The organism is Pseudomonas sp. Ma2-10 (genome assembly GCF_054330215.1).
Map to the genome: position 1 here is coordinate 244941 of NZ_JBTEYL010000003.1, position 25586 is coordinate 270526.

The window sequence follows — 25586 nt, forward strand, 5'->3', positions numbered from 1 at the left end:
GGATGCGCTAATTGTCCATTTCGCGCTTGGGGCCTAAAAACGGGCAAGTTTTGGCCAATAAATGACTGCCGTGAAGGGCAGCAATGGGTCGGCTACTCCATCGTGAATAGTGAGGCGTTGCCGCCCGACGCTGTGGTGTCAATGCTCAGCGCGCGTTCAAGCGCGAAGCGGTATAGGTAGGCCGGGCTGCCGGCGAGCGGACAACCTGGGGCCCCGCCCGCGTGGGTTTTCAGCGCATAGGGAATCAGCGGCCGAATCGGCCCGTCGCACTCGGACAGCGTGCGGTTAAGCGCCTTCGCTAGCGCGTGCGGCCCAGACAGGGCAACGGCATCGACGCGCGGGTCTTCGATCAAGTCCTTCAGGGTCGCGTCTGTGCCGGCCGCCAACGCACCGAGCGCATCCTTCGGTACCCCGACAGCCTGCAACAGGCGTTGCAGCTCGCTGGCCACACGCCCGTCCTCGTGCCACAGCACCACGCTGTTGCCGGCGGCGAGCGCCGCGCCACTCTCTGCGGCGAGCGCGGCGAAGCCACTGCCGGCGGTCGCCAGGCAAGCTACGAGACCGCGCGGCGGACACCTCAGTTCGTTGCGCTCGCCGGTGGGCCCGGGCAGCACAGTGGGTTCGGCCAACTCAGCTGCCGCCTGTGCCGCGTAGCAGCGCAGGGCTTCTGCCGCACGGAGGATGCCTTGTTCGCCGTCGGGGTCGAGTCCACCTAAGGCTTGTGCTGTTGCCTCTATGGCCGTTGCCGCCTTTTCCAGCAAGGCGCAACGCGCAGCGACTGGTCGCGCCGCCCAGTCGGGTGCTGCCGCCTTTGCCTGTTCCAGTGCACGGGCCAGTTGCTCACGCGACACACCCGCCATTGCCGGTGCCGCGCCGCTGGTATTAGCGGGCTGCGGCGGCGCTGCGCCATCGACAACCTCACTGGCGAAGCGCAACAGGTAGTGCGGCCCACCGGCCTTTGGCCCGGTGCCCGACAAACCCTCGCCGCCAAAAGGCTGAACGCCGACCACCGCGCCAATCTGGTTGCGATTGACATAGGCGTTACCCGCACGCATCTGCTCGAGGATCAGGTCACGGGTCTCATCGACACGGGTGTGGATACCATGAGTCAGTCCGTAACCAGTGGCGTTTATGCTCTCGACCACCTTGCCGATCTGCTCGCCGGGAAAACGGATGACGTGCAGCACTGGGCCGAACACCTCGCGTTTGAGGCATGCCAGACTGTCGAGTTCGAAGGCAACCGGTCCGACGAAGCTGCCCCTGCCGCTGCTCGGGCCTGGTTTGACCTGCTTGAGCAGCTTGGCCTCGCCGCGCATGCGCTTGATGTGCTTCTCGAGTAGGCCCTTCGCCTCGTCGTCGATGACCGGGCCGATGTCGCTCGACAGCAGTGCAGGGTCACCGACATTGAGTTCCTCCATCGCCCCGCAAATCATCTTCAGCATCTTGTCGGCGACGTCCTCCTGCACGAACAGCACGCGCAGCGCCGAACAGCGCTGGCCGGCACTCTGGAAAGCCGACATAACGACGTCGCGGGCGACCTGCTCGGGCAATGCGCTGGAGTCAACAATCATCGCATTCAGGCCGCCGGTCTCGGCGATCAGCGGGCAGAGCACGCCGTCGCGTCGCGCCAGTGTGCGGTTGATGAACTGCGCCACCTCGGTCGAGCCGGTGAAGCACACCCCGCTCACGCGGGAGTCGGCGACCAGCGCACCGCCGACGCGAGCGCCATCACCGGTCAGCAGGTGCAGCACGCCGGCCGGGATGCCGGCGCGGTGCATCAGCCGCACGGCAGCGGCGGCAATCAGCGGCGTCTGTTCGGCGGGCTTTGCCACCACCGCGTTGCCCGCAACCAGCGCTGCGGCAATCTGACCGGCGAAGATCGCCAGCGGGAAGTTCCATGGGCTGATGCAGCAGAACACTCCGCCACCATGCAGGCGCGCCGTGTGGCCGCTATCGGCCGGCAAGCGCAGCCGCACCGGCTGGCCAAAGTCATGCTCGGCGCGCAGCGCGTAGTAGCGGCAGAAATCGACGGCCTCGCGCACCTCGGCAAGCGCATCCGCGAGTGTCTTCCCCGCCTCGCGCACCGTGATGGCCATCAGCTGCGGCGCCTCCTGCTCCATCAGGTCGGCGACTCGACGCAGCGCTGTAGCGCGCTCAGCGACTGGGGTAGCGGCCCAGGCGGATGCGCTGCGCTGGGCGCTCGCCAGAGCCTGCTCGACGTCCTCATTGGTGGCCTCGCTCGCTTGGCCAACGACCATGCTGCGGTCAGCCGGGTTAAGCACATCGCATGCGCTGCGTTGGGGTTCTTCACCGTCGATAATCGGCCCGGCCGTCCAGTTGCCCTGCTCAGCCGCCGCCATCGTAGCGGCCAGTTCGTGTAGGGTCGCGCGATCGAACAAGTCGCGCCCGGCGAAGTTCTTCCGTCCTGGACCGTAGAGTTCACGGGGCTGAGGAATTTGCGGATGCGGGATGTCGGTCAGTGCCTGCACTTGGGCGATCGGGTCGGCGATGATCGCTTCTACCGGTTGCGACTCATCCTGAATGCGATTGACGAATGAGCTGTTGGCACCATTTTCCAGCAACCGGCGCACCAGATAAGCAAGCAGATCCTCGTGTCCGCCGACCGGCGCATAAATACGGCACGGCATGCCGATGCGCGGGTCCTCCACTACACCCTCGTACAACTCCTCGCCCATGCCATGTAAGCGCTGAAATTCAAACCCACTCTTGTCGCCGGCATACTCGAGCACAGAAGCAATGGAGTGGGCGTTGTGGGTAGCGAACTGCGGATAGAACACATCGCGATTCGCCAACAGTTTGCGCGCGCAAGCGAGATAGGCCACGTCAGTGTTGACCTTGCGCGTGTAGACCGGATAGTCGGGCAGTGCCAGCTCCTGCGACAGTTTGATTTCCGCATCCCAGTAGGCGCCCTTGACCAGGCGCACCATCAAACGGCGACCGTGGCGGCGCGCCATGTCAGCAAGCCAGTCGATAACAAAGGGCGCGCGTTTCTGATAAGCCTGTACCACGACGCCGAAACCATCCCAGCCCTTGAGCTCCGGGGAGCCGGAAATCGCCTCGATGACGTCGAGCGAGATGTCCAGCCGCGCCGCCTCCTCGGCATCGATGTTGAGACCGATATTAAGCTTGGCGGCCTCGACTGCGAGCGCGTGCATGCGCGGCACCAGCTCATCCATGACCCGCTGTTCCTGCCACAGTTCGTAACGCGGGTGCAGCGCCGACAGCTTGACCGAGATGCCCGGCCCGGCATGAATGCCCTTGCCGCCCGAAACGCGGCCGATGGCGGCAATCGCCCCACGGTAGGACTCGAAGAAGCGATCGGCGTCAGCCATCGTCCGTGCGGCTTCACCGAGCATGTCATAGGAATAACTGTAGCCCTTGCGTTCGAATGCCTTGGCTCGCTCGAGCGCCTCGTCAATCGTGCGGCCCATGACAAACTGCTTGCCCATGAAGCGCATCGCCTGATTCACCGCCTCGCGGATTACCGGCTCCCCGAGCCGGGCAACCAGCCGGCGCCACACCCCACCTGCCGTCTTGCCCTTGACCCCGCGCAGGCCGACGACCCGCCCGGTGAGCATCAATGCCCAAGTTGAGGCGTTGACGAACATCGACTTGCTGCGACCGAGGTGTGCGTCCCAGTTGGCAGTCGACATTTTGTCGCGGATCAGCGCTTCCTGGGTGGCATCATCGGGGATGCGCAACAGCGCCTCGGCGATGCACATGAGCATGATCCCCTCCTGTGTAGACAGGCCGTACTGGTGCAGAAAGGCGTCGATACCCCCCTTGGATTGGGCGCGCACACCTTCGACCAGGCGTTTGGCAGTGGCCTGAATACGCACCTGAGCCGCCGCCTCGACCGTCAGGTCAAACTGGCCAAGCAGCGCCGTCACGCAGGCGGTTTCGTCGGCGCGATAATGAGCGTCGATCTTGCTGCGCAGCGCATCGGCTTGCTGTGGGGGAGCCTCTAAGCTCATGGTCTCGTCCTCACCTGAAGTCTGGAGCGGAAGCTGCGCTTCGGCCTCGCTATAACCGAAGCAGGCGCGGAGACGTTAGCCGTCGTAAACGTTACTCAATCGTGAAGGGTCTTTTTAAAGGAGTCGAATTCGTCCTGGACCGCAACGGGCGGCTCGCTCAACAGGCTTACCCCGACAACCGTGAGCGCACAGAAGATGAAGCCGGGAAGAATCTCGTACATGTCGAACATGCCGCCCTCGATCTGCTTCCACACAATCACCGTGACCGCACCGACGATCATGCCGGCGAGCGCGCCGTTGCGGGTCATGCGCTTCCAGAATAACGACAGGATGATCACCGGCCCGAATGCTGCGCCGAATCCGCCCCAGGCATAGGAAACCAGGCCGAGCACCGTACTGTCGGGGTCGCGAGCCATGAACACGGCGAGCAAGGCGATCAGAATCACCGTACCGCGGCCGATCCACACCAACTCAGACTGGCTGGCATTAGGCCGGATCAAGGCCTTGTAGAAGTCCTCGGTGAGTGCGCTCGAGGAGACCAACAGCTGCGAGTCGATCGTGCTCATGATCGCCGACAGGATCGCTGCCAACAGCACGCCCGCTACCCAAGGGTTGAACAGCAACTGCGACAGGGTGATGAACACCGTCTCCGGATTCGCCAACGGCTGATCGGCGAAGTAGGCGATGCCGGCGAAACCTGTGAACATCGCGCCGTAAATGGCAAGTACCATCCAGGTCATGCCAATCAGTTTGGCCATGGGCATGTCTTTCGAGCTGCGCAGGCCCATGAAGCGCACGGCGATATGCGGCTGGCCGAAATAGCCCAGCCCCCAGGCCATCAAGGACACGATGCCGAACAGCGTCATGTCGTGGAACATGTCGAGGCGTGACGGATCGATCGTCGCCACCTTCGCCACCGTGTTGCCCCAGCCACCGTCAGCACTGATCACCGCGATCGGAACCATGAGCAAGGCAAGAAGCATCAGTATGCCCTGCACGAAGTCGGTCCAGCACACCGCGAGGAAGCCGCCAAGAAAGGTGTAGGAGATGATCACAATCGCTCCCACCCAGAGGGCGACGCTGTATTCCATACCGAAGCTCTTTTCGAACAAGGTCGCACCGGCGACCATGCCTGAGGACGTGTAGAAGGTGAAGAACACCAAAATCACTAACGCCGACATGAGTCGCAACACCTTGCTGCTGTCATGGAAACGGTTCTCAAGGTAGTCGGGCACGGTGATCGAGTCCCGGGCAACCTCGGTGTAGACACGTAATCGGCGAGCAACGAACTGCCAATTCAGATAGGCGCCAATCGTCAGACCCACGGCGATCCACGCCTGGTTCATGCCCGAAAGATAGAAAGCGCCGGGTAACCCGAGCAGTAGCCAGCCGCTCATGTCGGATGCGCCAGCACTCAGCGCCGCAACGCCGGGACTGAGGCGACGCCCGCCAAGCACGTAATCAGACAAGTCGTCAGTGAGCCGATAGGCGGCAAAGCCGATGATCAGCATACCGACCAAGTAGACAACGAAGGTCACAAGGGTGGGGGTGCTCATATTCATGATCTTCGCTCCTCACTCGCCCATTAGATACGTGACTAGCGACAGTAGTACGACTGCGCTCATAGGTACGATCAGCCAAAACCACGTTACGAAACTGAGTGAATGTTCCATGGTGCATCCTCATGTTTAGGTTGTTGTGCATCACGACCGCTAGAGCGAACCGGATAAACCCGCAATGGTTCCGAAACACTTGCGGACGGGCTGAAACCTCAACGCGCCTATGCCCATGCAGATGAAGGATTGGATGCCCCATGGGCCTCATCTCAGATATCCGACTTGGACTACAACAGCACCTCTGCGGCGAGCAGGTGTTCTTAACTATAGGCAAGATTTACAGACTTACCGGACGGCAGCGGCGAACGGGGACATTCGCAAGCCACACTCAATGAAGTAGCAAGGCAGCTAAATAGCCGCCCGCGAAAAACACTAAACGGCGAAACGCCCGCTGACCGATTTAGCCAATCTGTTGCGTCCACCGCTTGAAGCGGTCATCGGTAGAAAGCTCTGGTTATCCGTGATCATAAACAGGTCGACGAAACCTCAGGCACGCCAGCCGGGGTTCTCAATCAATAGCGCCATGCCCTGCCCACCGCCGACACAGGCCGCGGCGACCCCGTAACGCAGATTGTGCTCACGCCTTTGTCGGGCCAAGGTCAGCATCAGACCCAAACCACTGGCGGCCAAGGGATGACCGAGTGCCAACGAACCACCCTGGACGTTCAGGCGCGAACAATCCAGTTCCAGTTCCTGAGCCATCGCAAGTACCTGGGCGGCCTGGGCTTCGTTGATTTCAAAGCGGTCGATCTGACCCAGGCTCAAGCCGCTGCGCTGCGACAGCAGGCGAATCGCCGGTGCAAGACCAATGCCCATGAACTCTGGCGCCACCCCCTCCACGGCGCTGGCCAGCAGCCAGGCCAACGGTGTAGCCCGACAGGCCGAAGCGCGGCCGACCAGGGCCGCGATGTTTCCGGGCCTCACCGTGTCGACACCGCGTGATAGGCCGATACTGCGTGGCTGATAGCCTTCCAGTTCAAACGACTGATGCCGCACGGCAACGATTTAGGGGGCCAGCCAGTTCGCTTGTTGCGCCGCAATCGTCCGCTGATGACTGGCTCAGCAGGTAGGCATCGAAGCTGGCCTGGGCACTGCGCGTACCGGTGCCTACTTTTCCACGGCACCTTTCCTTGGCGCGACGATTGCCATCCTTTTGCTGAATGAGCCCGTCACACTGACGTTCTGGGCCGCTTCGCTGTTGATGGGCCTTGGGGTATGGATTCACCTCAAGGAAAGTCATGCCCATGAGCATCAACATGAGGCGCTCAAGCATGCTCATCGCCACGTGCATGACGAGCATCATCAACATGAACATTCGTTTCAGTGGGACGGAACCGAGCCCCACAGCCACGAACATGAACACACGCCGCTGCGCCACAGCCATCCACACTTTCCGGACATCCATCACCGACATAACCATTAGGCAGTCTTCATGACGAATGACTGGACGCGGCGGCCATCGCTGGGCGATTGGGCAAACCCGGCGCCAGTCGCGCCGTGGGCCTGGCCAGCGGGCACAACCGCCTTTCGATTGTTGTGCCCTGTCATCGGGTGATCCGCGCAGACGGCTCGCTGACCGGCTATGGTGGAGGACAACCGCGCAAGGCGTTTCTACTCAGGCTGGAAAAAGCCACGGTTTACGTCACGCAACAACTCGCGTTCTGATCACTCTTTGTATTCTTCAAAAAGTCATAAGGATGGGCATTCAATGGACACACCATTCCACCAACTGCACCACGAGGGCTTGCTGATCCTCACCAACGTCGCAGACGCCGCCGGGGCGCGCATCGTGGAACAGTTGGGCTGTAAAGCCATCGCCACCAGCAGCGCGGCAGTCGCCTGGGCTCACGGCTATCCGGACGGCAACGCCCTGCCCCTTGAGCGCCTGGTATCGACGGTCGAGGCCATCGCCCGGGTGATCTCGGTACCGCTGACCGTGGACATCGAAGCCGGTTATTGCGATGACCTGACGCGGGTTGCCGACGTCATTGATGCGGTCATTGCCGCCGGGGCCGTCGGGATCAATATCGAGGACGGTGCGTCCCCTCCCGAGTTGCTGGTGCGCAAGATCGAAGTCGCTCGGCAGGTTGCCAATCGGCGAAATGTGAAGCTGTTCATTAATGCCCGGACCGATGTGTACCTCAAGAGCCTGGTGCCCGCCGAAGATCGCGTGGCAGAGACGCTCAAGCGCGCCGCGTTGTATCAGGCCGCCGGTGCCGATGGTTTGTTTGCTGCCGGGGTCACCGCCGAGTACGAGATCGCTGCGCTCTGCCAGGGCACTACGCTGCCAGTCAACGTTCTCGGCCTGCCCGGCCTGCCGTCGCCAGAAGCGTTGAAGGCCCTCGGCGTACGCCGTTTGAGCGCAGGTTCACGCATCGCCGAGTTTCTTTATGGCGCCATGAGCGCACTGGCCAAGAGCTTTCTGGAAACAGGGACACTCGACAGCCGTGAACTGAAGGCCTTCACCTATGGCGAAGTGAACGCCCTGTTGGTGCCATCCGGGAAAGTTTGACCCCATGCCCGACACCTATCTGCCCGCCACCGAGTTTCTATCGTCCATCGATGAGGACTGGCACCGACACATCGCCGCCATCGGCCCTTGCCTGCATCAGCCCCATGCGGCTCGGGATCCTTATGAGTCGCTAGCGCGGGCGATTGCCTACCAGCAACTGCATGCGAAGGCCGGGGATGCGATTGTCGGTCGGCTGCTGGCATTGTTTGGGACGGGCGCGTTCCCGAGGCCTGAACAGCTTGTCGCGACTGAGTTCGATCAACTGCGCCGTTGCGGGTTTTCCGCCAGCAAGATCGCGACCATTCAGGGCATTGCCCAAGCGACGCTGGACGGCGTAATCCCGGATTACGCCACGGCACTGGCCATGGAAGATGAAACGCTGATCGAGCGCCTGATCACCCTGCACGGCGTTGGGCGCTGGACGGTTGAGATGTTGCTGATTTACAGCCTGGAGCGGCCGGATATTTTGCCGGCCGATGATTTCGGGGTGCGTGAGGGGTATCGGCGGATGAAGGGGTTGGAGGTGCAGCCCAATCGCAAGCAAATGATTGAGATCGGGCTGGGGTGGAGTCCGTTTCGGACGGTGGCGGCGTGGTATTTGTGGCGTGTTCCAAAGCCGTCTGTTCCAATCATAACCCCGACTTCAACCGACTGAACGCCCGTATCAACGCCCGGTTAAACGCCTTGCCATTGTCATTCTTGCTATACAACGAAGCCCTCACCTCGGCCGACGGATACGTCCCCGGATCATTGCGAATCGCCGGATCAATCAAGCCGTCCGCTGCCGTAATCGCATTGGCGTAATGGATGGTGTCCGTGATTGGCGCAATCACCTCCCGGCGTAGCGATTGCCCGGATCGAACACCGCCATGTGCTGGCGGAATTCGTCACCCACCCCAGCAAAATGCGGCAACTGCTGCCGGTTCAGGGTTTGAATCGCGCCACTCTGGATCGCCCGGGACAAATGCTGGCCGGCGGTGAGCACCAGGTCATAGCCGCTATGGCCGGTGAGCAGTTTGGTCTCTACGGTTTCCAGGGAATCGAAGTGGTCGGCCACCACGTGGATGCCGGTTTTCTTCTCGAAACGGGTCAGGGTGTCCGGGGCCAGGTACTCGCCCCAGATGTACAGGTTGACCACCGGTTTAGCGGTACTGGCAGCCTGCACACACAGGGGCGCGAGCACCAGCAGTAATGCTTGAGTCAGTTTGTGCAGGCCCATTTTCAAATGCCCTTTTTGTTGCAGGCACTGCCTGCGTACTGCGGCATGGTGATGCAGGCGACATTGCCGCCGCCGAGGAGGATTTCCCTGGAGTTTTCGATACCGACGATTTTGTGATGCGGGAACAGTTCGGCAAGGGTCGCCATTGCCGCCTGATCATTACGATCACCAAACAAAGGCACCACGATCGAGGAGTTACCGGCGTAATAGTTGATATACGAGGCGCAGATTTTGCTCCCGGCCTGACGGGTGTGCGTGCTGTCTTGCTGATCCAGGCCTTCGGCTTCCTCAGCGGTCCATTCCAGCACATCCGGTTGCGGCAGCTTGTGCACTTTCAGCTCGCGGCCACGGCTGTCGCGGCTGCTGCGCAGAATGTCGTAGGCCTCCTGGTAGATTTCCCATTGCGGATCATCGCGATGGTCGGTCCATTGCAGCACTACTTCACCGGGACGCACGAAGCAGGCGAGATCGTCGACATGGCCGTCGGTTTCGTCGAATTTGCAGCCCGTGGCAGCCAGATGATTTGCTCGGCGCCGAGGTAATCGGTCAATCGCCGGGTGACTTCTTCCTTGCCCAAATGCTGGTTGCGATTGCGGTTGAGCAGGCACTGTTCGGTGGTGAGAATGCTGCCTTGGCCGTCGCTCTGGATGCCGCCCATTTCGGCGATCAGCGGTGCGCGGTAGCGGTCGAACCGTTCGATTTCGAGGATTTTGCTGGCGATCTGATCGTCCTTGTCCCACGGGTAATAGAGGCCGCCATCGAGGCCACCGTAAGCGTTGAACTCGAAGTCCACGCCGCGCACCTCACCGCTGTCGTCGCTGACCACAAAGCAGGGGCCACTGTCGCGGAACCAGGTGTCGTTACAGGTCATCTCCACCACACGCACCTGAGGCGGTAACTGGCGGCGAGCCGTGGCAAACTGCGAGGCAGACGCGCATACGGTGACCGGTTCGCTGTGGGAAATGGCAGTGACGATCTGCACCCAGACTTTCTGCGCAGGCTTGGCTCACACACCAGCGCATATTGGCCCAGCGCCGTCATGCTTGAGGTGAACGGCCGGACCAGACGACCGCTGAGCAAATCCTCCTGCGCGGTCAAGTTATCGCCCATGGCCACACCCTGCCCTTGCGCCGCTGCTTCCAGCGCCAAACCCGCATGGGCGAAATACAACTGCCGTTCGGGGCGCTGATCGCCGGCGTGGCTGGTGAGCCAGGCGGTCCAGGTCTTGCCGTCCTGATCGTCGTGCAACAGGCAGTGACGCGCCAGATCCTTCGGGGTTTTCAACGTACCCTGGTTGAACAGACCGGGGCTGCACACTGGAAAGAACTGCAACGCCGGCAACGGCCTGACGAAGTACGCGCTGCTGCCCACGGGGCCGGTGCCATAAGTGATCGCCAGATCGATGTCTTCACCCGGCGCCGTGGCGTCGATCGGTTGTTCGTAAAGGTGCAAGGTGATGTGCGGATAGCGCGCGTAGAAATCCGTGAGCCGACTCATCAGCCACTTTTGCGCGAGCTCAGCCGTAACCGCCAAACGCAACACGGCCAGCGAAGACGGATCGCGCAGCTCATCGCAGGCGTCGCCGATCAGTTCGAAGGCCTGTTGCAAACGTTGCATCAGGCGCCCGGCAGCCATCGTAGGGCGAATCTGCCGGCCTTCGCGGACGAACAACGTCACGCCCAATTGCTCTTCGAGCTGGCGGATCTGATGACTGAGCGCACTGTCGGTGACGCACAACTGCGCCGCCGCCCGACCGAAATGGGCGTGGCGAGCGGCGCATTCGAAGGTTCTGAGTACTGCTAAAGAAGGCAGTCGGCGCATGATCAAGGTCCCGATTTCGAGGCGCCACGCTGACCCGGCGGACAGTGCGCGTCCAGTGGGACCGCGTTATCGTTCATCGTCGCAGGGATTCGCCATGCTCAACGCACTCAACAGATCAACTCAACCTCAGCTTTTAACCGCAGGGCCAGATCGGGTTGCTGCTTGAGTTGATCGAGCTGGAACGACAGCCGGGCAATCGGCGTGCGTAGCGCATGGGATACCGCTGTGGAAACGAAACTCCACGTCTGGCGACTCGATCAGCGCCTGCTCGGCGGCGCGGACCTTGTCGATCACTTGGGCGATGTCCTTGGCGTCTCCGTACTGGTAGGCCAGTTTCAGGTAACCCTGGAAATGCCGCGCCTCGCTTTTCAGCAGACCGAAGTAGAACGTCCCCAGTTCTTCGTCCAGATGCGGCACCAGCGCCTCGAAACGCTCGCAACTGCGGGCTTCGATAAACGCGCCGACCACCAGGGTGTCCACCAGTTTGACCGGCTCGTGGCTGCGCACCACTTTGCGCAGGCCCGAAGCGTAGCGCCCGGCAGACAGCTGACGCAGTTCGATCTTGCGCTTTTTCATCAGGCGCATGACCTGTTCGTGATGCACCAGTTCTTCCCGGGCCAGACGCGACATCAAGTTGATCAGTTCGACGTGGGAGTGATATTTGGCGATCAGGCTCAACGCGGTACTGGCGGCTTTGAATTCACAGTTTTTGTGATCGATCAGCAGGGTTTCCTGATCAGCCAACGCGGCCTGAACCCAGCCGTCGGGGGTGCGGCAGCCGAGGAACTCGTGAATGTCGGGAAGGATCATGGGGCTCACGGATAAGAGGTTCAAAATCGAAGGGCGCCGATTATACCGGCCTGCCGGCAGACCACCAGTCGCGACCGTTGATATACATCAAGTCCCGAATAGCCGGCCAGCAACTATAGTTGTCCAACGCAGTATTTTTTATTTCATGGAGATCCCGATCATGCAAGCCATTCGCAGCATCCTGGTGGTCCTCGAACCTGAAGACTCGGAAAGCCTGGCGCTCAAACGGGCCAAATTGATTGCCGGTGTGACCCAGGCTCATCTGCATCTGCTGGTCTGCGACCGCAAGCATGACCACAGCGGCATGTTAGGCGTGCTCAAGGCCGCGCTGATCGAGGACGGCTACAGCGTCACCACCGAGCAGGCCTGGAACGAAAGCCTGCACGAAACCATTGTCGATGTGCAGCAGGCTGAAGGTTGCGCACTGGTGATCAAACAGCATTACCCCGACAGTCCTCTGAAAAAAGCCCTGCTGACCCCGGCGGACTGGAAACTGCTTCGTTACTGCCCGACGCCGGTACTGCTGGTCAAAACCTCGAAACCCTGGACCGGCGGCGTCATTCTGGCGGCGATCGATGTCGGTAATACCGATGGTGAACACCGCACCTTGCACACTTGTATTGTCAATCACGGTTACGACATTGCCAGCCTGGCCAAGGCTCATTTGCACGTGGTCAGCGCCCATCCATCGCCGATGCTGTCGGCGGCCGACCCGACGTTACAGCTCAGCGAAACCATCGAGGCGCGCTATCGCGAACAGTGCAAGGCGTTTCAGGCCGAGTTCGACATTGATGACGAGCACTTGCATATCGAGGAAGGTCCGGCGGATGTGTTGATTCCGTTCATGGTCCACAAGCTGCAGGTGGCGGTGACAGTAATCGGCACCGTGGCGCGGTCCGGCTTGTCAGGGGCCTTGATCGGAAATACGGCGGAGGTGGTGCTGGATGCGGTGGAGAGCGATGTGCTGGTGCTGAAGCCGGATACCATCATGGATCATCTGGAGGAGATCGTGACTCAGCATTGAGATTTGCGGTGCCGGTCAGATCGCCATCGCGAGCGCTCCGACGATGCTTTTAGGCGCCGAAGGCGTCTTTTAGGAACCCCGGCGCAATGTAGCGCTGGTAATGGGCTTCGGAGAGCAAAAAGAACTCCCGATCAATGGCATCTCGCAGTTCCGGCAGGTTCCAGTAGCGAAACTCCGGCATCAGCACCATCCCGTAGGCTTCCAGGTTGTTGATGACCCGCGCGCCCCGGGCGATCAACTGATACGCCCAGCAATATTCCGACTGATGCGGCACAAAACGGATCTTGCGCTGCTCCAGTTGCAGACGCAGGCGCTGGGGATCGAAAACTTCAAGCTTGCTCGCCATCACCTGGGACAGCAGCAGCTCAAGACGCAGCCACACCGCACGCTTTTCCTCCTCGTTGTAACCATTCCAGTTGATCACTTCATGGTGGAAACGCTTGCAGCCTCGGCACACCAAATCACCGTAAACAGTGGAGCAGAGGCCGACGCAGGGAGTTTTGATGGTCTGATTGGGCATAGGTTGGGAGAGCACGGGAAAGCAAAACAGGTCGGCATGTTAGCCCTTTGTCTAACATTCATCACCCCTCAAAGTTCAGGGCCTAACTTACCTTTAATTTTTTTTTGCCGTAGAATCAGCCAGCCTTTTAAGGCGCCAATGTCCGTTAGAAGCTGTTTTCAAAGCGTCACGAGCACAGTCGTTCCTTCAGAGCGGTGTTGGCGAAGGGTTTTTCCAGCGGGGAAAAGCCCAACGCCAACCCTCATCAGCTCCCCGTTCTGCAGGCGTAAAACTTTGAAAGCAGCTTCTGTAAGGAATTGTCGGTAATTCTGGCTAAGTGGCCCACAACGCCACGCAGCGCATGAGTACGGCAATTTCGGGATGAGCGTCCCGGACACCCATTTGGGACCACTGATGAGGGTAATAACTGTGCTTGAAGCCTACCGCAAACATATCGAAGAGCGTGCAGCACTGGGTATCGTTCCCCAGCCGCTAAACGCCGAACAAACTGCAGGCCTGGTCGAGCTGCTGAAGAATCCCCCGGCTGGCGAAGAAGCTTTCCTCGTTGACCTGATCACCAATCGCATTCCACCTGGCGTGGACGAAGCCGCCTATGTAAAGGCCGGTTTCCTGTCTGCCCTGGCCAAAGGCGAAGCAACCTCCCCTCTGATCGACAAGAAGCGCGCGGTTGAACTGCTCGGCACCATGCAGGGCGGCTACAACATCGTGACCCTGGTCGACCTGCTCGACAGCGCCGAACTGGCCCCTGTTGCTGCGGCTCAACTCAAGCACACCCTGCTGATGTTCGATGCGTTCCACGACGTCGCGGAAAAAGCCAAGAATGGCAACGAGCATGCCAAAGGCGTGATCCAGTCGTGGGCTGACGGCGAGTGGTTCAAAAACCGTCCTGTGCTTGCCGACAAGATCAGCCTGCGCGTGTTCAAGGTCACCGGCGAAACCAACACCGACGACCTGTCCCCTGCTCCGGACGCCTGGTCCCGCCCGGACATCCCGCTGCACGCCCTCGCCATGCTGAAAATGGCCCGTGAAGGCATCGTGCCTGACGCCCAGGGCGTTACCGGTCCGATGAAGCACATCGAAGAAATGCGTGGTCAAGGCTTCCCGATCGCCTACGTCGGTGACGTGGTCGGTACCGGTTCGTCGCGTAAATCCGCCACCAACTCGGTGCTGTGGTTCTTCGGCGATGACGTTCCGTTCATCCCGAACAAGCGTGCTGGCGGTTTCTGCTTCGGCAACAAAATCGCTCCGATCTTCTACAACACCATGGAAGATGCCGGCGCACTGCCAATCGAATTCGACGTCACCAACATGAACATGGGCGACGTGATCGACCTGTACCCGCATGCTGGCAAAGTCTGCAAACACGGCACTGACGAAGTCCTGACCACCTTCGAAATGAAGACCCCGGTGCTGTTGGACGAAGTTCGTGCTGGCGGCCGTATCCCGCTGATCATCGGTCGCGGTCTGACCGACAAGGCGCGCGCCGAACTGGGCCTGGGCCCTACCGATCTGTTCAAACTGCCTGAAGCACCTGTCGACACCGGCAAGGGTTTCACCCTGGCACAAAAAATGGTCGGCAAGGCGTGCGGTCTGCCAGAAGGCAAAGGCGTTCGTCCTGGCACCTACTGCGAACCGAAAATGACCACCGTCGGCTCTCAGGACACCACCGGTCCTATGACCCGTGACGAACTGAAAGACTTGGCATGCCTGGGCTTCTCGACCGATCTGGTGATGCAGTCCTTCTGCCACACCGCGGCTTACCCTAAGCCGATCGACGTGACCACCCACCACACCCTGCCAGACTTCATCATGACCCGCGGCGGCGTTTCCCTGCGTCCGGGCGATGGCATCATCCACAGCTGGCTGAACCGCATGCTGCTGCCGGATACCGTCGGTACCGGTGGTGACTCCCACACCCGTTTCCCGATGGGCATTTCGTTCCCGGCCGGTTCCGGTCTGGTTGCGTTTGCTGCTGCCACCGGCGTTATGCCGCTGGACATGCCGGAATCGATCCTGGTGCGCTTCAAAGGCAAGATGCAACCGGGCGTTACCCTGCGTGACCTGGTTCACGCCATTCCTTACTTCGCGATCCAGGCTGGCCTGTTGACCGTTGAGAAGAAAGGCAAGAAGAACGCGTTCTCCGGCCGCATCCTGGAAATCGAAGGCCTGGACAACCTGAGCATCGAACAAGCTTTCGAGCTGTCCGACGCCTCGGCTGAACGTTCGGCTGCCGGTTGCACCATCAAGCTGTCGAAAGAGTCGATCACCGAGTACCTGAACTCCAACATCACCCTGCTGCGCTGGATGATCGGCGAAGGCTACGGCGATCCGCGCACCCTGGAACGTCGTGCTCAAGCGATGGAAGCCTGGGTTGCCAACCCTGAGCTGATGGTTGCCGATGCTGACGCGGAATACGCTGAAATCATCGAAATCGACCTGGCCGACATCAAAGAGCCTGTGCTCTGCGCGCCAAACGATCCGGACGACGCCCGTCTGCTGTCCAGCGTTGCTGGCGAGAAGATCGACGAAGTGTTCATCGGTTCGTGCATGACCAACATCGGCCACTTCCGCGCTGCCGGTAAGTTGCTGGAACAGGTCAAAGGTCAGCTTCCAACCCGTCTGTGGCTGTCGCCGCCGACCAAAATGGACGCTCACCAGTTGACCGAAGAAGGCTACTACGGCATCTACGGCAAGGCCGGCGCTCGCATGGAAATGCCGGGTTGCTCGCTGTGCATGGGTAACCAGGCACGTGTAGAGCCGAACTCGACCGTTGTGTCGACGTCGACCCGTAACTTCCCGAACCGTCTGGGTGACGGCGCGAACGTCTACCTGGCTTCGGCCGAGCTGGCGTCTGTTGCTTCCATCCTGGGTCGCCTGCCGACCGTCGAGGAGTACATGGAATACGCTGGCAAGATCGACAGCATGGCGGCCGATGTTTACCGCTACCTGTCCTTCGACCAGATCGCCGAGTTCCGTGAAGCTGCTGCGAACGCCAACATCCCGGTCGTTCAAGCCTAACGCTGCAACGCAATAAAAAACGCCGCCCATCGTGAGATGAGCGGCGTTTTTTTATGCCTGTGAAAGGTGCCCGCTTGCCTGAAGCGCTTGTTGCACTGCGCCGTCGACGCTCAAGCCACTGAGTATCACCTGCGCGAGTTCCTGCGACGGCAACAGTGACAACACCGCTTTGGCTTCACCCCATAGTCTGGCAAGTTCAGCCATTGGCCGGCCGCGATGCCGAGCGCCACCACCAGTAAACCTCCCGGCAAACGCCTGACCCGCGCGCACAGCCACAACACCAACAAGGACACGGCCGCCACGAGCGCGCCGGCCCGGTTCCACTGCGGTAATTGCTCAAGCAGTTGCGGCACGAAACGGATCAGGTGCCATTGTTCAAGTGCACATCGACGATGCTCGCTACTTGCTTGAAGATGATCGTCACTGCAACGCCGAAGGCAAAGCCTCGCAACACCGGTTTGGCAATAAACGACGTCACGCTACCGAGTTTGAACAGTCCGGCCAGCAGAAAAAACCCAGCCGTCACCAGCACCAGACCGATCGCCAGGGACATGCCCAGGCCCGAGTCACCATTGGCCAGCGTGGCGGTGGCAGCAGCCAGCACCGCCACCATCGTGAGATGAGCGGCGTTTTCCTCCACCGATCAGCGTGGTGCTCAGGCAGTCAGCGAATAGATCAACGCTGAAATCGCCACCAGGCCCACCGCCGTCACGAAGACGTTGGAAGCCTGACCGCGATAACGCGCCATGGCCGCAACCTTGCGAATCGCGTACATCGGCATCAGGAACAGGATCGCCGCGATGATTGGGCCACCGAGGGTTTCGATCATCCCGAGAATGCTCGGGTTCAGCGTGGCAACGATCCAGCAAACCACCAGCATGAAGGCGGCAGTCATGCGATCCAGGGTCTTCGGTGCCGGGCGCTTGCCACTCTTCACGATCAGACCTTTCAGACCTTCGCTGGCGCCGATGTAGTGACCGAGGAATGACTTGGAAATGGCCACAAATGCAATCAACGGCGCCGCAAAGGCGATGGTCGGGTTGCTGAAGTGGTTGGCCAGGTACGACAGGATCGACAGGTTCTGCGCCTTGGCTTCAGCCAACTGCGCCGGCGACAGGGTCAGGACGCAACTCAACACGAAGAACAGCACCATCACCACCATCAAGGCGTGGGCGCGGGACAGGATCTGCGAGCTACGCTCTTCGGCGTGATCGCCATAGCGACGCTTCTGGTCCACCGCGAACGCCGAGATGATCGGTGAATGGTTGAACGAGAACACCATCACCGGAATCGCCAGCCACAACGTGTGCAGCAGTGCCGATGGCTCTGGCAGTGTTGACGCGGTCGCGAGGATGCCGCCATTCCAGTGAGGAATCAGGAACACCGCAAGGAACAGCAGCGCAACAATGAACGGATAAACCATCAGGCTCATGGCCTTGATGATCGCTTGCTCGCCGCAACGCACCACCGCCAACAGGCCGAGGATCAGCACGAGCGACAGCACGGCACGCGGTGGCGGCATGATGTGCAGTTGATGCTCGAGGAAACTGCCCACGGTGTTGGTCAAGGCCACGCTGTAAATCAGCAGGATCGGGAAGATCGCAAAGAAGTACAGCAAGGTGATCAACGCGCCAGCCTTGATCCCGAAGTGCTCTTCCACGACTTCAGTGATGTCCGCGCCTTCACGTCCGGACAACACAAAACGTGTCAGGCCACGGTGTGCGTAAAACGTCATAGGGAACGCCAACGCCGCCAGGATCAGCAACGGCCAGAAACCGCCCAGACCCGCGTTGATCGGCAAAAACAGCGTGCCAGCCCCGATGGCCGTGCCAAACAGGCCCAGCATCCAGGTGGTGTCATGACGATTCCAGCGCTCAAGCGTCGCTGGTGCCGCCGATACATAGCGTTCGTCGACGCTATTGGCCTGATCATTCATCCGGTGGGATCTCCGCATTCCGGTCAGTTGCTACCCGGTCAGGACGAGTCGGAAAAATCCGACAGGCAGCGCCCTGGCCGAAACAGGGGCGCGATTGTCCGGGATTAATGAGCAGAAGCAAAGACTTAGCTGAGGAGTGGTTATGCGGATCAGATCCATTATGTGCCATGAAACCGCTGAAAGCGGACTGCACCAGACCTACTCCCAAGGGCTGGACGCAGTGTTGCAGAGGCTGGCACCGCTGATGGTCGGCGCCCTGACCCTGGCCCGCGCAACCCGGGGTGATGCCTTGTCCGATGAAATGCTCGACGCAGCCCGGACGTTTCTCACCTCGGACAACACCATAACGCGACGTTGAACGGTGCCTTCGCAAAAGGTGTTGAACACCGCAGATGTGTAAGCGCTATAGAACGCTCCTACACTGAGGTCGAAAGCCACAAGCCTGCTATCTTTGGTAAATGCCAAACCGTTGCGGAATCAGCAATTTGAAGCAACGTTTTGAAGAAACTTTCGAGCCCCCGACTTCCCGATGCCCAGAGGAGCCCAGCATGCCCGCAACCGTTCTGGTACTGGTTGAAACCATCAATGATTACCTGCCGATTCTCGAGCATCAGGGTTTTCACCTGATTCTGGCTCCCACACCTGCCGAGCGCGCCGATGCCATTACACGCCATGGCGCGCAGATCGATGCGGTGCTGACCCGCGGCCCATTGGGCCTGTATGCCGAAGAAATCGATGCCCTGCCCAATCTCAAGATCATCTGCGTGATCGGCGCCGGCTACGAACACGTCGACCTGCAAGCCGCCGCCAACCGGGGCATTACGGTCACCAATGGCGCCGGAGTCAATTCCTCTTCAGTCGCCGACCATGCCATGGCGATGCTGCTATCTCTGGTACGTGACATTCCTCGTTACGACGCCGCCGTGCGCCGGGGTGAATGGCCGAAAATCATGCGCCCGTCCCTGGCGGGCAAGCGCCTGGGCATCCTGGGCCTCGGTGCGGTAGGCATAGCCATCGCCAAACGCGCCGCCCACGGCTTCGACATGACCATCAGTTACCACAACCGCCAGCATCGCAGCGATGTGCCGTACAGCTTCTGCTCGACGCCCACGGAACTGGCACGCACATCAGACTTTTTGATCGTCGCCACCCCTGGCGGACTGGGCACCAAACACCTGATCACCCGACACGTGCTCGACGCCTTGGGCCCCCAGGGATTCATCGTCAACATCGCCCGAGCCAGTGTAATCGTCACCGCAGACCTTATCAGCTCGCTTGAGCAGCGCAGGATTGCCGGCGCGGCGCTGGACGTCTTCGACACAGAACCCCAAGTACCCAATGCCTTCAAGGCGTTGGCCAATGTGATCCTCACCCCGCATGTCGCCGGTTTGTCCCCGGAAGCCACTCAAGGCACCGTGGAGCTGGTAGGTCGCAATCTGGTGGCGTTCTTCACCGGCAATCCGGTATTGACCCCGATTGCCCTGCCATCGTCGACCGGCATGATCTGACCGCCATTCAAACAGGTGTATCAAAAACAATGATTGCCCGGCAACACGCTCACCTATAAGGGCGGTTCGTGGTTGTGGGTGTCTGGCGTGCGCATTAGATTAGCCAATAGTCTCAGGCCTCCAAAATAAGCAGAAGGGATAAGCATGGCGCTTACTGACCAGTCCACCCGTATCCGCACCGGCGAAGAACTCGATGCCAGCCTGATCGACCCCTACCTCAAGGCTCACATTCCGGGCTTGAGTGGTTTGCCGCAGATCAGCCAGTTTCCAGGCGGTGCGTCGAACCTCACCTACTTGCTGGAATACCCCGAACAGGAGTGTGTGCTGCGTCGGCCGCCCTTTGGCCACAAGGCCAAGTCCGCCCACGACATGGGCCGCGAATTTCGCATCCTCAATCAACTTCGGGATGGTTTTCCGTACTGCCCCAAAGCCTACGTGCACTGCACTGACGAATCAGTGATCGGTGCCGAGTTCTATGTGATGGAGCGGGTCAAGGGGATCATCCTGCGCGCTGAACTGCCGCCGGAACTGGGTCTGGATTCGGCGGCAATCGAAACGCTGTGCAAGAATTTCATCGACAAATTCGTTGAACTGCACCGGGTCGACTACAACGCCTATGGCCTGGGCGACCTTGGCAAGCCCGAAGGTTATGTCGCGCGGCAAATTAAAGGCTGGAGCGATCGTTACGAGAAAGCACTGACGCCGGACGCTCCGAAGTGGGAACGGGTCAAAACCTGGCTCAACGACAAGATGCCGGCCGATCACCCGACCTCCAGCATCGTCCACAACGATTACCGCTTCGACAACGTGATCCTCGACCCGAACAACCCGATGGACATCATCGGTGTGCTCGACTGGGAACTGACGACCCTCGGCGACCCGTTGATGGACCTGGGCAACACCCTCGCCTACTGGATCGAAGCCGACGACCCGGCACCGGTGCAACTGATGCGCCGCCAACCGAGCCACGCGCCGGGCATGCTGACCCGCCGCGAGTTCGTCGACTACTACGCCGAGCGTTCAGGCATCCAGATCGACAACTTCGACTTCTACTACACCTACGGCCTGTTCCGCTTGGCCGGCATCGTGCAGCAGATCTACTACCGCTTCTTCCATGGTCAGACCCAGGACAAACGCTTCGCGCAGTTCATTCACATGAACAAACTGCTGGAGCAGATGAGCCTGCAAGTCATTTCCAAATCCAGCCTCTGATCGCCCGGCTCTGATTACCTTCCCTGGCCCCAACAACACGGAAAAACCATGTCCAAGACTCAGTTGTTCGACCTCGACGGCAAAATCGCATTCGTATCCGGCGCCAGCCGCGGCATCGGTGAAGCCATCGCCAAACTGCTGGCCCAGCAAGGCGCCCATGTGATCGTCTCGAGCCGCAAACTCGACGGCTGCCAGCACGTGGCTGACGCGATCATCGCTGCCGGCGGCAAAGCCACTGCCGTGGCTTGCCACATCGGTGAAATGGATCAGATCAGCCAGGTCTTCGCCGGCATCCGCGAACAATTCGGGCGTCTGGACATTCTGGTCAACAACGCGGCGACCAACCCGCAGTTCTGCAACGTACTGGACACCGACCTCAGCGCCTTCCAGAAAACCGTCGACGTGAACATCCGCGGCTACTTCTTCATGTCGGTAGAAGCCGGCAAGCTGATGCGCGAAAACGGCGGCGGCAGCATCATCAACGTCGCCTCGATCAACGGCATCTCGCCGGGGATCTTCCAGGGCATCTACTCGGTGACCAAAGCGGCGGTCATCAACATGACCAAAGTGTTCGCCAAGGAATGCGCGCAGTTCGGCATTCGCTGCAATGCGCTGCTGCCGGGTCTGACCGACACCAAATTTGCTTCGGCGCTGGTGAAAAACGAGGCTATTTTGAACACCGCGTTGCAACAGATTCCGCTCAAGCGTGTGGCGGACCCGAGTGAAATGGCGGGAGCGGTGTTGTATCTGGCCAGTGATGCGTCGAGTTACACCACGGGGGTTTCGTTGAATGTGGATGGTGGGTTTTTGTCCTGATCCGATGTACCGGATGTACAACAGGCAGCCTTAGGGCTGCCTTCTTTTTTGGCTTCACGAAAAGGAACTTTAATTCCACTATTTGCAAATAAGGAACTTTTATTCCATTAATAGCCCCTCCTGAAAATAAAACCCAAAAGGACCCCGGCTATGCGCGAACTCGGTATCGGACTCATCGGCACAGGTTTCATGGGCCGCGCCCATGCCTTGGCGTTTCGCAACGTCAGTGCGGTTTTCGAACTGCCCCTCAAGCTCAAACTCGCCGCCCTGGCCGATGCTGATCCGCTGCGTGCCCGCCACTGCGCCGATGCCTGGGGTTTCGACACCGGTCACAGCGACTGGCAGCAACTGATCGATGACCCCAAGGTCAATCTGATCGCCATCACCACGCCCAATCACCTGCACTACCCCATGGCCATGGCCGCCCTCGCCGCCGGCAAACCGGTGTATTGCGAAAAGCCGTTGGCGGTGAATCTGCAACAGGCCGACGCCATGCGTCTGGCGGCCAAAGCCGCAGGCGTGGTGACGCGGGTGGGTTACAACTATCAGCACAATCCGATGATCGCGCTCGCCCGGCAGCTGATTGAAAACGGCGACGTGGGTCAGATCATCAGTTTCCAGGGTGAATTCAGCGAGGACTTCATGGCCGATCCCGCGTCACCCTGGTCGTGGCGTTGCGATGCCGATCATGCCGGTGGTGCACTGGCCGATCTGGGCAGTCACTTGTTGGCCATGGCCCGCTATCTGGTGGGCGATGTCGAAGCCGTAAGCGCCGACACCCAGACCGTACACCGGCAACGTCCCGCCACGGCCGGCAGCCCGGAACAACGCAGTATCGCGGTCGACGATCAGGTCCACGCCTTATTGCGGTTTGCGAATGGCGCCCGGGGCACGTTCAGCAGCAGTTGGCTCAAGCACGGCTACAAGAATCACCTGAGTTTTGAAATCAGCGGCACCCGAGGGACGTTGGTATTCGATCAGGAACGCCTGAATGAACTGCGTCTGTTTCGTGCCGGTCACGACGGTTTCCAGCGTTTGCTGGCAGGACCGAGTCTGCCCGGCTATGCGGCGTTCAGCCCGGCGGCAGGACATCAGTTGGGTTACAACGAACTCAAGACGCTCGAAGTTCATGATCTGGTGATGGCGTTGGCCGGGGTCGGCCAGGGCGGAACGGACTTCGAGCAAGCGTGGGAAGTCGAACGCCTGGCGACGGCCATTCGACTGGCAGCACAGGAATCGCGGTGGGTCAGGATCGAGGAGGTCTGAGCGAAACGCGCAGACACCTGCCAGCAGCACGGCGCCGCTGGCGGTTCAACGTGAACAGATGGACGCTTACTGAGTCACGCAACGAGTAAGCGTCGTTTGCCGGGTCACCTGCCCTTCAGCCCTCATCTCGCCTTGCACTTCAGTGTTTTCAGTGGTTTGGCAAGTGCGCACAGGGGCTGGAGGCGGCGCCGCGGGAGGTGGCGGTGGAGGACTCGCACAACCGCCCAGAATCGCTATCCAGAGTGCGAACGACAACGTTGCAAAAATGCGTTTCCCAAGACTTTTCATCGGTTGATCCGCGGTAAGTGATCGACATATTTGCGCGACCTAACTGCTTTACCGCGAACCCGCGGACCGGTCACAGAAAAATACTCTCGTATTCTTTATACGACCGCCGGCAAAACCCGAGAGTTCCTAGGACGTCTCGCGACGATTCAAGGTGTTGCTTTCAAGTTCATAACGCAGCTCTTCGATCAACGCTGCCACCGCCTCCGGCGTTCTGAGGTTGGCCACGCTCAACCCACTGACCACCAGATCCACCTGTCCCGACACCGGATGATAGAGCTTCATCGTCAAAGAATGATCACCCGTCACATTGCACTCACAGGCCAACGGCGAAAAGCTCCGCTCCAGTTCCATCCGCAATTGCGCCACATACGTCATCCCGCGGTTCCTGTCGCTGTTTTGAAAGGGAGGCGATACCCGAAGACCTGTATCGCACCCTGACAGCCTAAGAACTGCCGCGCCCGGCCAGAACATGAATTTGCACCCCCTTGAGTAGTGCATTTGCACCTAACGCTGGGCCTTGGGCCGCCACTCGCTGGAGAACAAACCGCGCTCGCGAGCCCAAACAATCGCCTCGCTACGACTGTGAACGTCGAGCTTGGAATACACCGTCGACACATGGTTGCGCACCGTGTTCGGCGCGAGCTTGAGCCGCGCGGCGATTTCCTTGTCGGCCAGGCCTTCGCAGATCAAGCCGAGCACCTCGCGCTCACGAACGCTCAGGTCGGTGAAAGACACGCTAAGCAACTGCGGCGAATTGACGTTTTTCACGTTAGCGAGCTTCTCGATGAGCGTGCGGCTGAACCAGGAGGCGTCTTTCATCACCTCTTCGATCGCCGACACCAACTCCAGCTCCGTACGCTTACGTTCGGTGATGTCCATAAACACCAGCAGGTAGCAGGGACTGTCCTGAATGTTCACGGTGTCGGCCGATACCGCACAGTCGATCAGCCCGGCGCCTTTCTTGCGTACCCGAACATCAACACGATCCACGCTTCCGGTTTTTTCCAGCGCCGCAAACAGGCGCGAGCGAACGCCTGTGTCATCGACAAAATCGATCTGCGTCACCGATTTTCCAAGCATTTCTTCACGGCGATACGCCAGCGTATCGAGGAAGGCTTCATTGACGTCCATCACCACCTGATCGCCGGCGTTGCACACCAGGATCGGCACCGGTGTCAGTCGAAATGCCTTGGCGAAGCGTTCCTCGCTCTGGCGCAGGGCGACTTCGGCCTTATGCCGACGCTCGATATCGACGAAGGAAAACAGCATGCAGGCTTCGTCGTTCAGCTCAAGGGGCTGACCAGCGACGATCACCTGCTTGCTGCCACCGTCGTGTAACTGCAACTGAGCCTGCATCTGCGCAATGGTTGCCCCTTCACGCAAACGCTGCTTGGCCAGGTCTTTGTTTTCCACACCCTCCAGTACGTCCAGTTCATAGGTCGTACGGCCGATCACCTGATCACGGGCATAGCCGGTCATCTCCAGGAAGCCCGGGTTGACTTTGATGTAGCGAAAATCGCTGAGGCGACAGATCACCGCCGGGGCCGGGTTGGCATTGAAGGTTTTTTCGAAACGCTGTTCGGCGCCGGCCCACTCGGTGACATCGTTCATGATCAGCACCAGCGACTCTGGCTCACCAGCACTGTCGGCCAACACCCTGCTACGCACGCTGTGGACCCAGGTGCGCGATTCGTCGTCCGCCGGTGTCACCTCAACCAACACATCACTGAAGGTTTCGCCTCGGGCGACGCGGCTGATCGGATAATTGTCGGCCTGAACCGGATGATTATTGCGATAACGCAAGGCGAAGCGCTTGGTGTACTCCTTGGCATTCGCCCCCAGTTCGCTGAGTTGCCCGACGCCGTGCATGGCCAACGCGGCGTCATTGGCCCAGAGAAGGGTCTGGTCGAGCTCCAGCAGAATCACCCCATCGGACAGGCCGGCGATAATCTGCTGCAACTGACGGCGATTGGTTTCGGTGGTCAGGACGTCCTGGCTCATTGGCTCTCCACGCGTACGGCGGCG

15 protein-coding genes and 8 pseudogenes are annotated in these 25586 nt (G+C 60.1%); 11 read left to right on the forward strand and 12 right to left on the reverse strand.

What is annotated here, in order from left to right; all coding sequences use genetic code 11:
• Positions 1-92 precede the first annotated feature (92 nt).
• The 3 genes and pseudogenes from putA to ACXPVS_RS06195 all read right to left on the reverse strand — a co-directional run.
• Positions 93-3995 carry a bifunctional proline dehydrogenase/L-glutamate gamma-semialdehyde dehydrogenase PutA gene (gene putA / locus ACXPVS_RS06185; RefSeq protein WP_458509137.1) on the reverse strand — a complete coding sequence of 1301 codons (3903 nt, stop codon included), beginning with the start codon at positions 3993-3995 and terminating at the stop codon, positions 93-95.
• 95 nt (positions 3996-4090) lie between these two features.
• Positions 4091-5557, reverse strand: coding sequence for a sodium/proline symporter PutP (putP, locus tag ACXPVS_RS06190; protein ID WP_458509138.1), 1467 nt, complete (start codon positions 5555-5557; stop codon positions 4091-4093).
• Positions 5558-6097: 540 nt separating this feature from the next.
• Positions 6098-6667: pseudogene (locus ACXPVS_RS06195) on the reverse strand (acetyl-CoA C-acyltransferase); the annotation flags it as partial.
• Between the two features lie 25 nt (positions 6668-6692).
• On the opposite strand from ACXPVS_RS06195, the pseudogene ACXPVS_RS06200 reads away from it, so the two are divergent.
• From ACXPVS_RS06200 to ACXPVS_RS06215, 4 genes and pseudogenes are all read left to right on the forward strand, one after another.
• Positions 6693-7034: pseudogene (locus ACXPVS_RS06200) on the forward strand (EamA/RhaT family transporter); the annotation flags it as partial.
• Positions 7035-7066: 32 nt separating this feature from the next.
• Positions 7067-7276, forward strand: a pseudogene (locus ACXPVS_RS06205) (methylated-DNA--[protein]-cysteine S-methyltransferase); the annotation flags it as partial.
• Positions 7277-7319: 43 nt separating this feature from the next.
• Positions 7320-8123 (forward strand): isocitrate lyase/PEP mutase family protein, encoded by an 804-nt coding sequence (locus ACXPVS_RS06210; protein WP_458509139.1) that lies wholly within the window; start codon positions 7320-7322, stop codon positions 8121-8123.
• A 4-nt stretch (positions 8124-8127) separates the two neighbouring features.
• A complete protein-coding gene (locus ACXPVS_RS06215) occupies positions 8128-8778 on the forward strand; it encodes a DNA-3-methyladenine glycosylase family protein (RefSeq protein ID WP_458509140.1) in 651 nt (216 codons plus the stop codon).
• On the opposite strand, the pseudogene ACXPVS_RS06220 reads toward ACXPVS_RS06215, so the two are convergent.
• From ACXPVS_RS06220 to miaE, 4 pseudogenes are all read right to left on the reverse strand, one after another.
• Positions 8753-9342 (reverse strand): annotated as a pseudogene (locus ACXPVS_RS06220) (hypothetical protein). The gene ACXPVS_RS06215 and the pseudogene ACXPVS_RS06220 sit on opposite strands and share 26 nt — an antisense overlap.
• A 2-nt stretch (positions 9343-9344) precedes the next feature.
• A pseudogene (gene aguA, locus ACXPVS_RS06225) lies at positions 9345-10348 on the reverse strand (agmatine deiminase); the annotation flags it as partial.
• Positions 10348-11163, reverse strand: a pseudogene (locus tag ACXPVS_RS06230) (LysR substrate-binding domain-containing protein); the annotation flags it as partial. The pseudogenes aguA and ACXPVS_RS06230, both read right to left, overlap by 1 nt.
• Positions 11164-11370: 207 nt before the next feature.
• A pseudogene (gene miaE / locus ACXPVS_RS06235) lies at positions 11371-11973 on the reverse strand (tRNA isopentenyl-2-thiomethyl-A-37 hydroxylase MiaE); the annotation flags it as partial.
• 160 nt (positions 11974-12133) lie between these two features.
• Here miaE and ACXPVS_RS06240 point away from each other — a divergent pair.
• Positions 12134-12997 carry a universal stress protein gene (locus ACXPVS_RS06240; RefSeq protein ID WP_458509141.1) on the forward strand — a complete coding sequence of 288 codons (864 nt, stop codon included), beginning with the start codon at positions 12134-12136 and terminating at the stop codon, positions 12995-12997.
• Positions 12998-13046: 49 nt separating this feature from the next.
• On the opposite strand, the gene ACXPVS_RS06245 is transcribed toward ACXPVS_RS06240, so the two are convergent.
• Positions 13047-13517 carry a DUF1289 domain-containing protein gene (locus tag ACXPVS_RS06245; protein WP_458509142.1) on the reverse strand — a complete coding sequence of 157 codons (471 nt, stop codon included), beginning with the start codon at positions 13515-13517 and terminating at the stop codon, positions 13047-13049.
• A gap of 408 nt (positions 13518-13925) precedes the next feature.
• Between ACXPVS_RS06245 and acnB the strand changes: the two genes are divergently transcribed.
• Positions 13926-16535, forward strand: a complete 2610-nt coding sequence (acnB, locus tag ACXPVS_RS06250) for a bifunctional aconitate hydratase 2/2-methylisocitrate dehydratase (RefSeq protein ID WP_458509301.1) — start codon at positions 13926-13928, stop codon at positions 16533-16535.
• Positions 16536-16708: 173 nt separating this feature from the next.
• On the opposite strand, the pseudogene ACXPVS_RS06255 reads toward acnB, so the two are convergent.
• A pseudogene (locus ACXPVS_RS06255) lies at positions 16709-17145 on the reverse strand (SulP family inorganic anion transporter); the annotation flags it as partial.
• A gap of 45 nt (positions 17146-17190) precedes the next feature.
• Positions 17191-18471, reverse strand: coding sequence for a serine/threonine transporter (locus ACXPVS_RS06260; protein ID WP_458509143.1), 1281 nt, complete (start codon positions 18469-18471; stop codon positions 17191-17193).
• Positions 18472-18613: 142 nt separating this feature from the next.
• Here ACXPVS_RS06260 and ACXPVS_RS06265 point away from each other — a divergent pair, with 142 nt between their 5' ends.
• From ACXPVS_RS06265 to ACXPVS_RS06285, 5 genes are all read left to right on the forward strand, one after another.
• Positions 18614-18829: a hypothetical protein gene (locus ACXPVS_RS06265; protein ID WP_458509144.1), complete on the forward strand. Its 216-nt coding sequence runs from the start codon at positions 18614-18616 to the stop codon at positions 18827-18829.
• A gap of 190 nt (positions 18830-19019) precedes the next feature.
• Positions 19020-19979 carry a 2-hydroxyacid dehydrogenase gene (locus ACXPVS_RS06270; RefSeq protein WP_458509145.1) on the forward strand — a complete coding sequence of 320 codons (960 nt, stop codon included), beginning with the start codon at positions 19020-19022 and terminating at the stop codon, positions 19977-19979.
• Between the two features lie 144 nt (positions 19980-20123).
• Positions 20124-21191 (forward strand): phosphotransferase family protein, encoded by a 1068-nt coding sequence (locus tag ACXPVS_RS06275; protein ID WP_458509146.1) that lies wholly within the window; start codon positions 20124-20126, stop codon positions 21189-21191.
• Between the two features lie 48 nt (positions 21192-21239).
• Positions 21240-22007, forward strand: coding sequence for an SDR family oxidoreductase (locus tag ACXPVS_RS06280; RefSeq protein ID WP_458509147.1), 768 nt, complete (start codon positions 21240-21242; stop codon positions 22005-22007).
• 150 nt (positions 22008-22157) lie between these two features.
• The gene (locus tag ACXPVS_RS06285; RefSeq protein ID WP_458509148.1) at positions 22158-23273 is read left to right on the forward strand and encodes a Gfo/Idh/MocA family protein; all 1116 of its coding nucleotides are present in this window, start codon (positions 22158-22160) and stop codon (positions 23271-23273) included.
• Between the two features lie 414 nt (positions 23274-23687).
• Here ACXPVS_RS06285 and ACXPVS_RS06290 read toward each other — a convergent pair whose 3' ends face one another.
• Together ACXPVS_RS06290 and ACXPVS_RS06295 are read right to left on the reverse strand one after the other, a co-directional pair.
• Complete coding sequence (locus tag ACXPVS_RS06290; protein ID WP_458509149.1) at positions 23688-23936, reverse strand: DUF1652 domain-containing protein; 249 nt, start codon at positions 23934-23936, stop codon at positions 23688-23690.
• A gap of 129 nt (positions 23937-24065) precedes the next feature.
• On the reverse strand, positions 24066-25562 hold the full coding sequence (locus ACXPVS_RS06295; protein WP_458509150.1) for a helix-turn-helix transcriptional regulator: 1497 nt from the start codon (positions 25560-25562) through the stop codon (positions 24066-24068).
• Positions 25563-25586 lie beyond the last annotated feature (24 nt).

Excerpts from the sequence above, each read along its gene's own strand:
- putA (WP_458509137.1), bottom strand. The coding sequence starts at position 3,995 with ATGAGCTTAGAGGCTCCCCCACAGCAAGCCGATGCGCTGCGCAGCAAG.
- putP (WP_458509138.1), bottom strand. The coding sequence starts at position 5,557 with ATGAATATGAGCACCCCCACCCTTGTGACCTTCGTTGTCTACTTGGTC.
- ACXPVS_RS06210 (WP_458509139.1), top strand. The coding sequence starts at position 7,320 with ATGGACACACCATTCCACCAACTGCACCACGAGGGCTTGCTGATCCTC.
- ACXPVS_RS06215 (WP_458509140.1), top strand. The coding sequence starts at position 8,128 with ATGCCCGACACCTATCTGCCCGCCACCGAGTTTCTATCGTCCATCGAT.
- ACXPVS_RS06240 (WP_458509141.1), top strand. The coding sequence starts at position 12,134 with ATGCAAGCCATTCGCAGCATCCTGGTGGTCCTCGAACCTGAAGACTCG.
- ACXPVS_RS06245 (WP_458509142.1), bottom strand. The coding sequence starts at position 13,517 with ATGCCCAATCAGACCATCAAAACTCCCTGCGTCGGCCTCTGCTCCACT.
- ACXPVS_RS06260 (WP_458509143.1), bottom strand. The coding sequence starts at position 18,471 with ATGAATGATCAGGCCAATAGCGTCGACGAACGCTATGTATCGGCGGCA.
- ACXPVS_RS06265 (WP_458509144.1), top strand. The coding sequence starts at position 18,614 with ATGCGGATCAGATCCATTATGTGCCATGAAACCGCTGAAAGCGGACTG.
- ACXPVS_RS06270 (WP_458509145.1), top strand. The coding sequence starts at position 19,020 with ATGCCCGCAACCGTTCTGGTACTGGTTGAAACCATCAATGATTACCTG.
- ACXPVS_RS06275 (WP_458509146.1), top strand. The coding sequence starts at position 20,124 with ATGGCGCTTACTGACCAGTCCACCCGTATCCGCACCGGCGAAGAACTC.
- ACXPVS_RS06280 (WP_458509147.1), top strand. The coding sequence starts at position 21,240 with ATGTCCAAGACTCAGTTGTTCGACCTCGACGGCAAAATCGCATTCGTA.
- ACXPVS_RS06285 (WP_458509148.1), top strand. The coding sequence starts at position 22,158 with ATGCGCGAACTCGGTATCGGACTCATCGGCACAGGTTTCATGGGCCGC.
- ACXPVS_RS06290 (WP_458509149.1), bottom strand. The coding sequence starts at position 23,936 with ATGACGTATGTGGCGCAATTGCGGATGGAACTGGAGCGGAGCTTTTCG.
- ACXPVS_RS06295 (WP_458509150.1), bottom strand. The coding sequence starts at position 25,562 with ATGAGCCAGGACGTCCTGACCACCGAAACCAATCGCCGTCAGTTGCAG.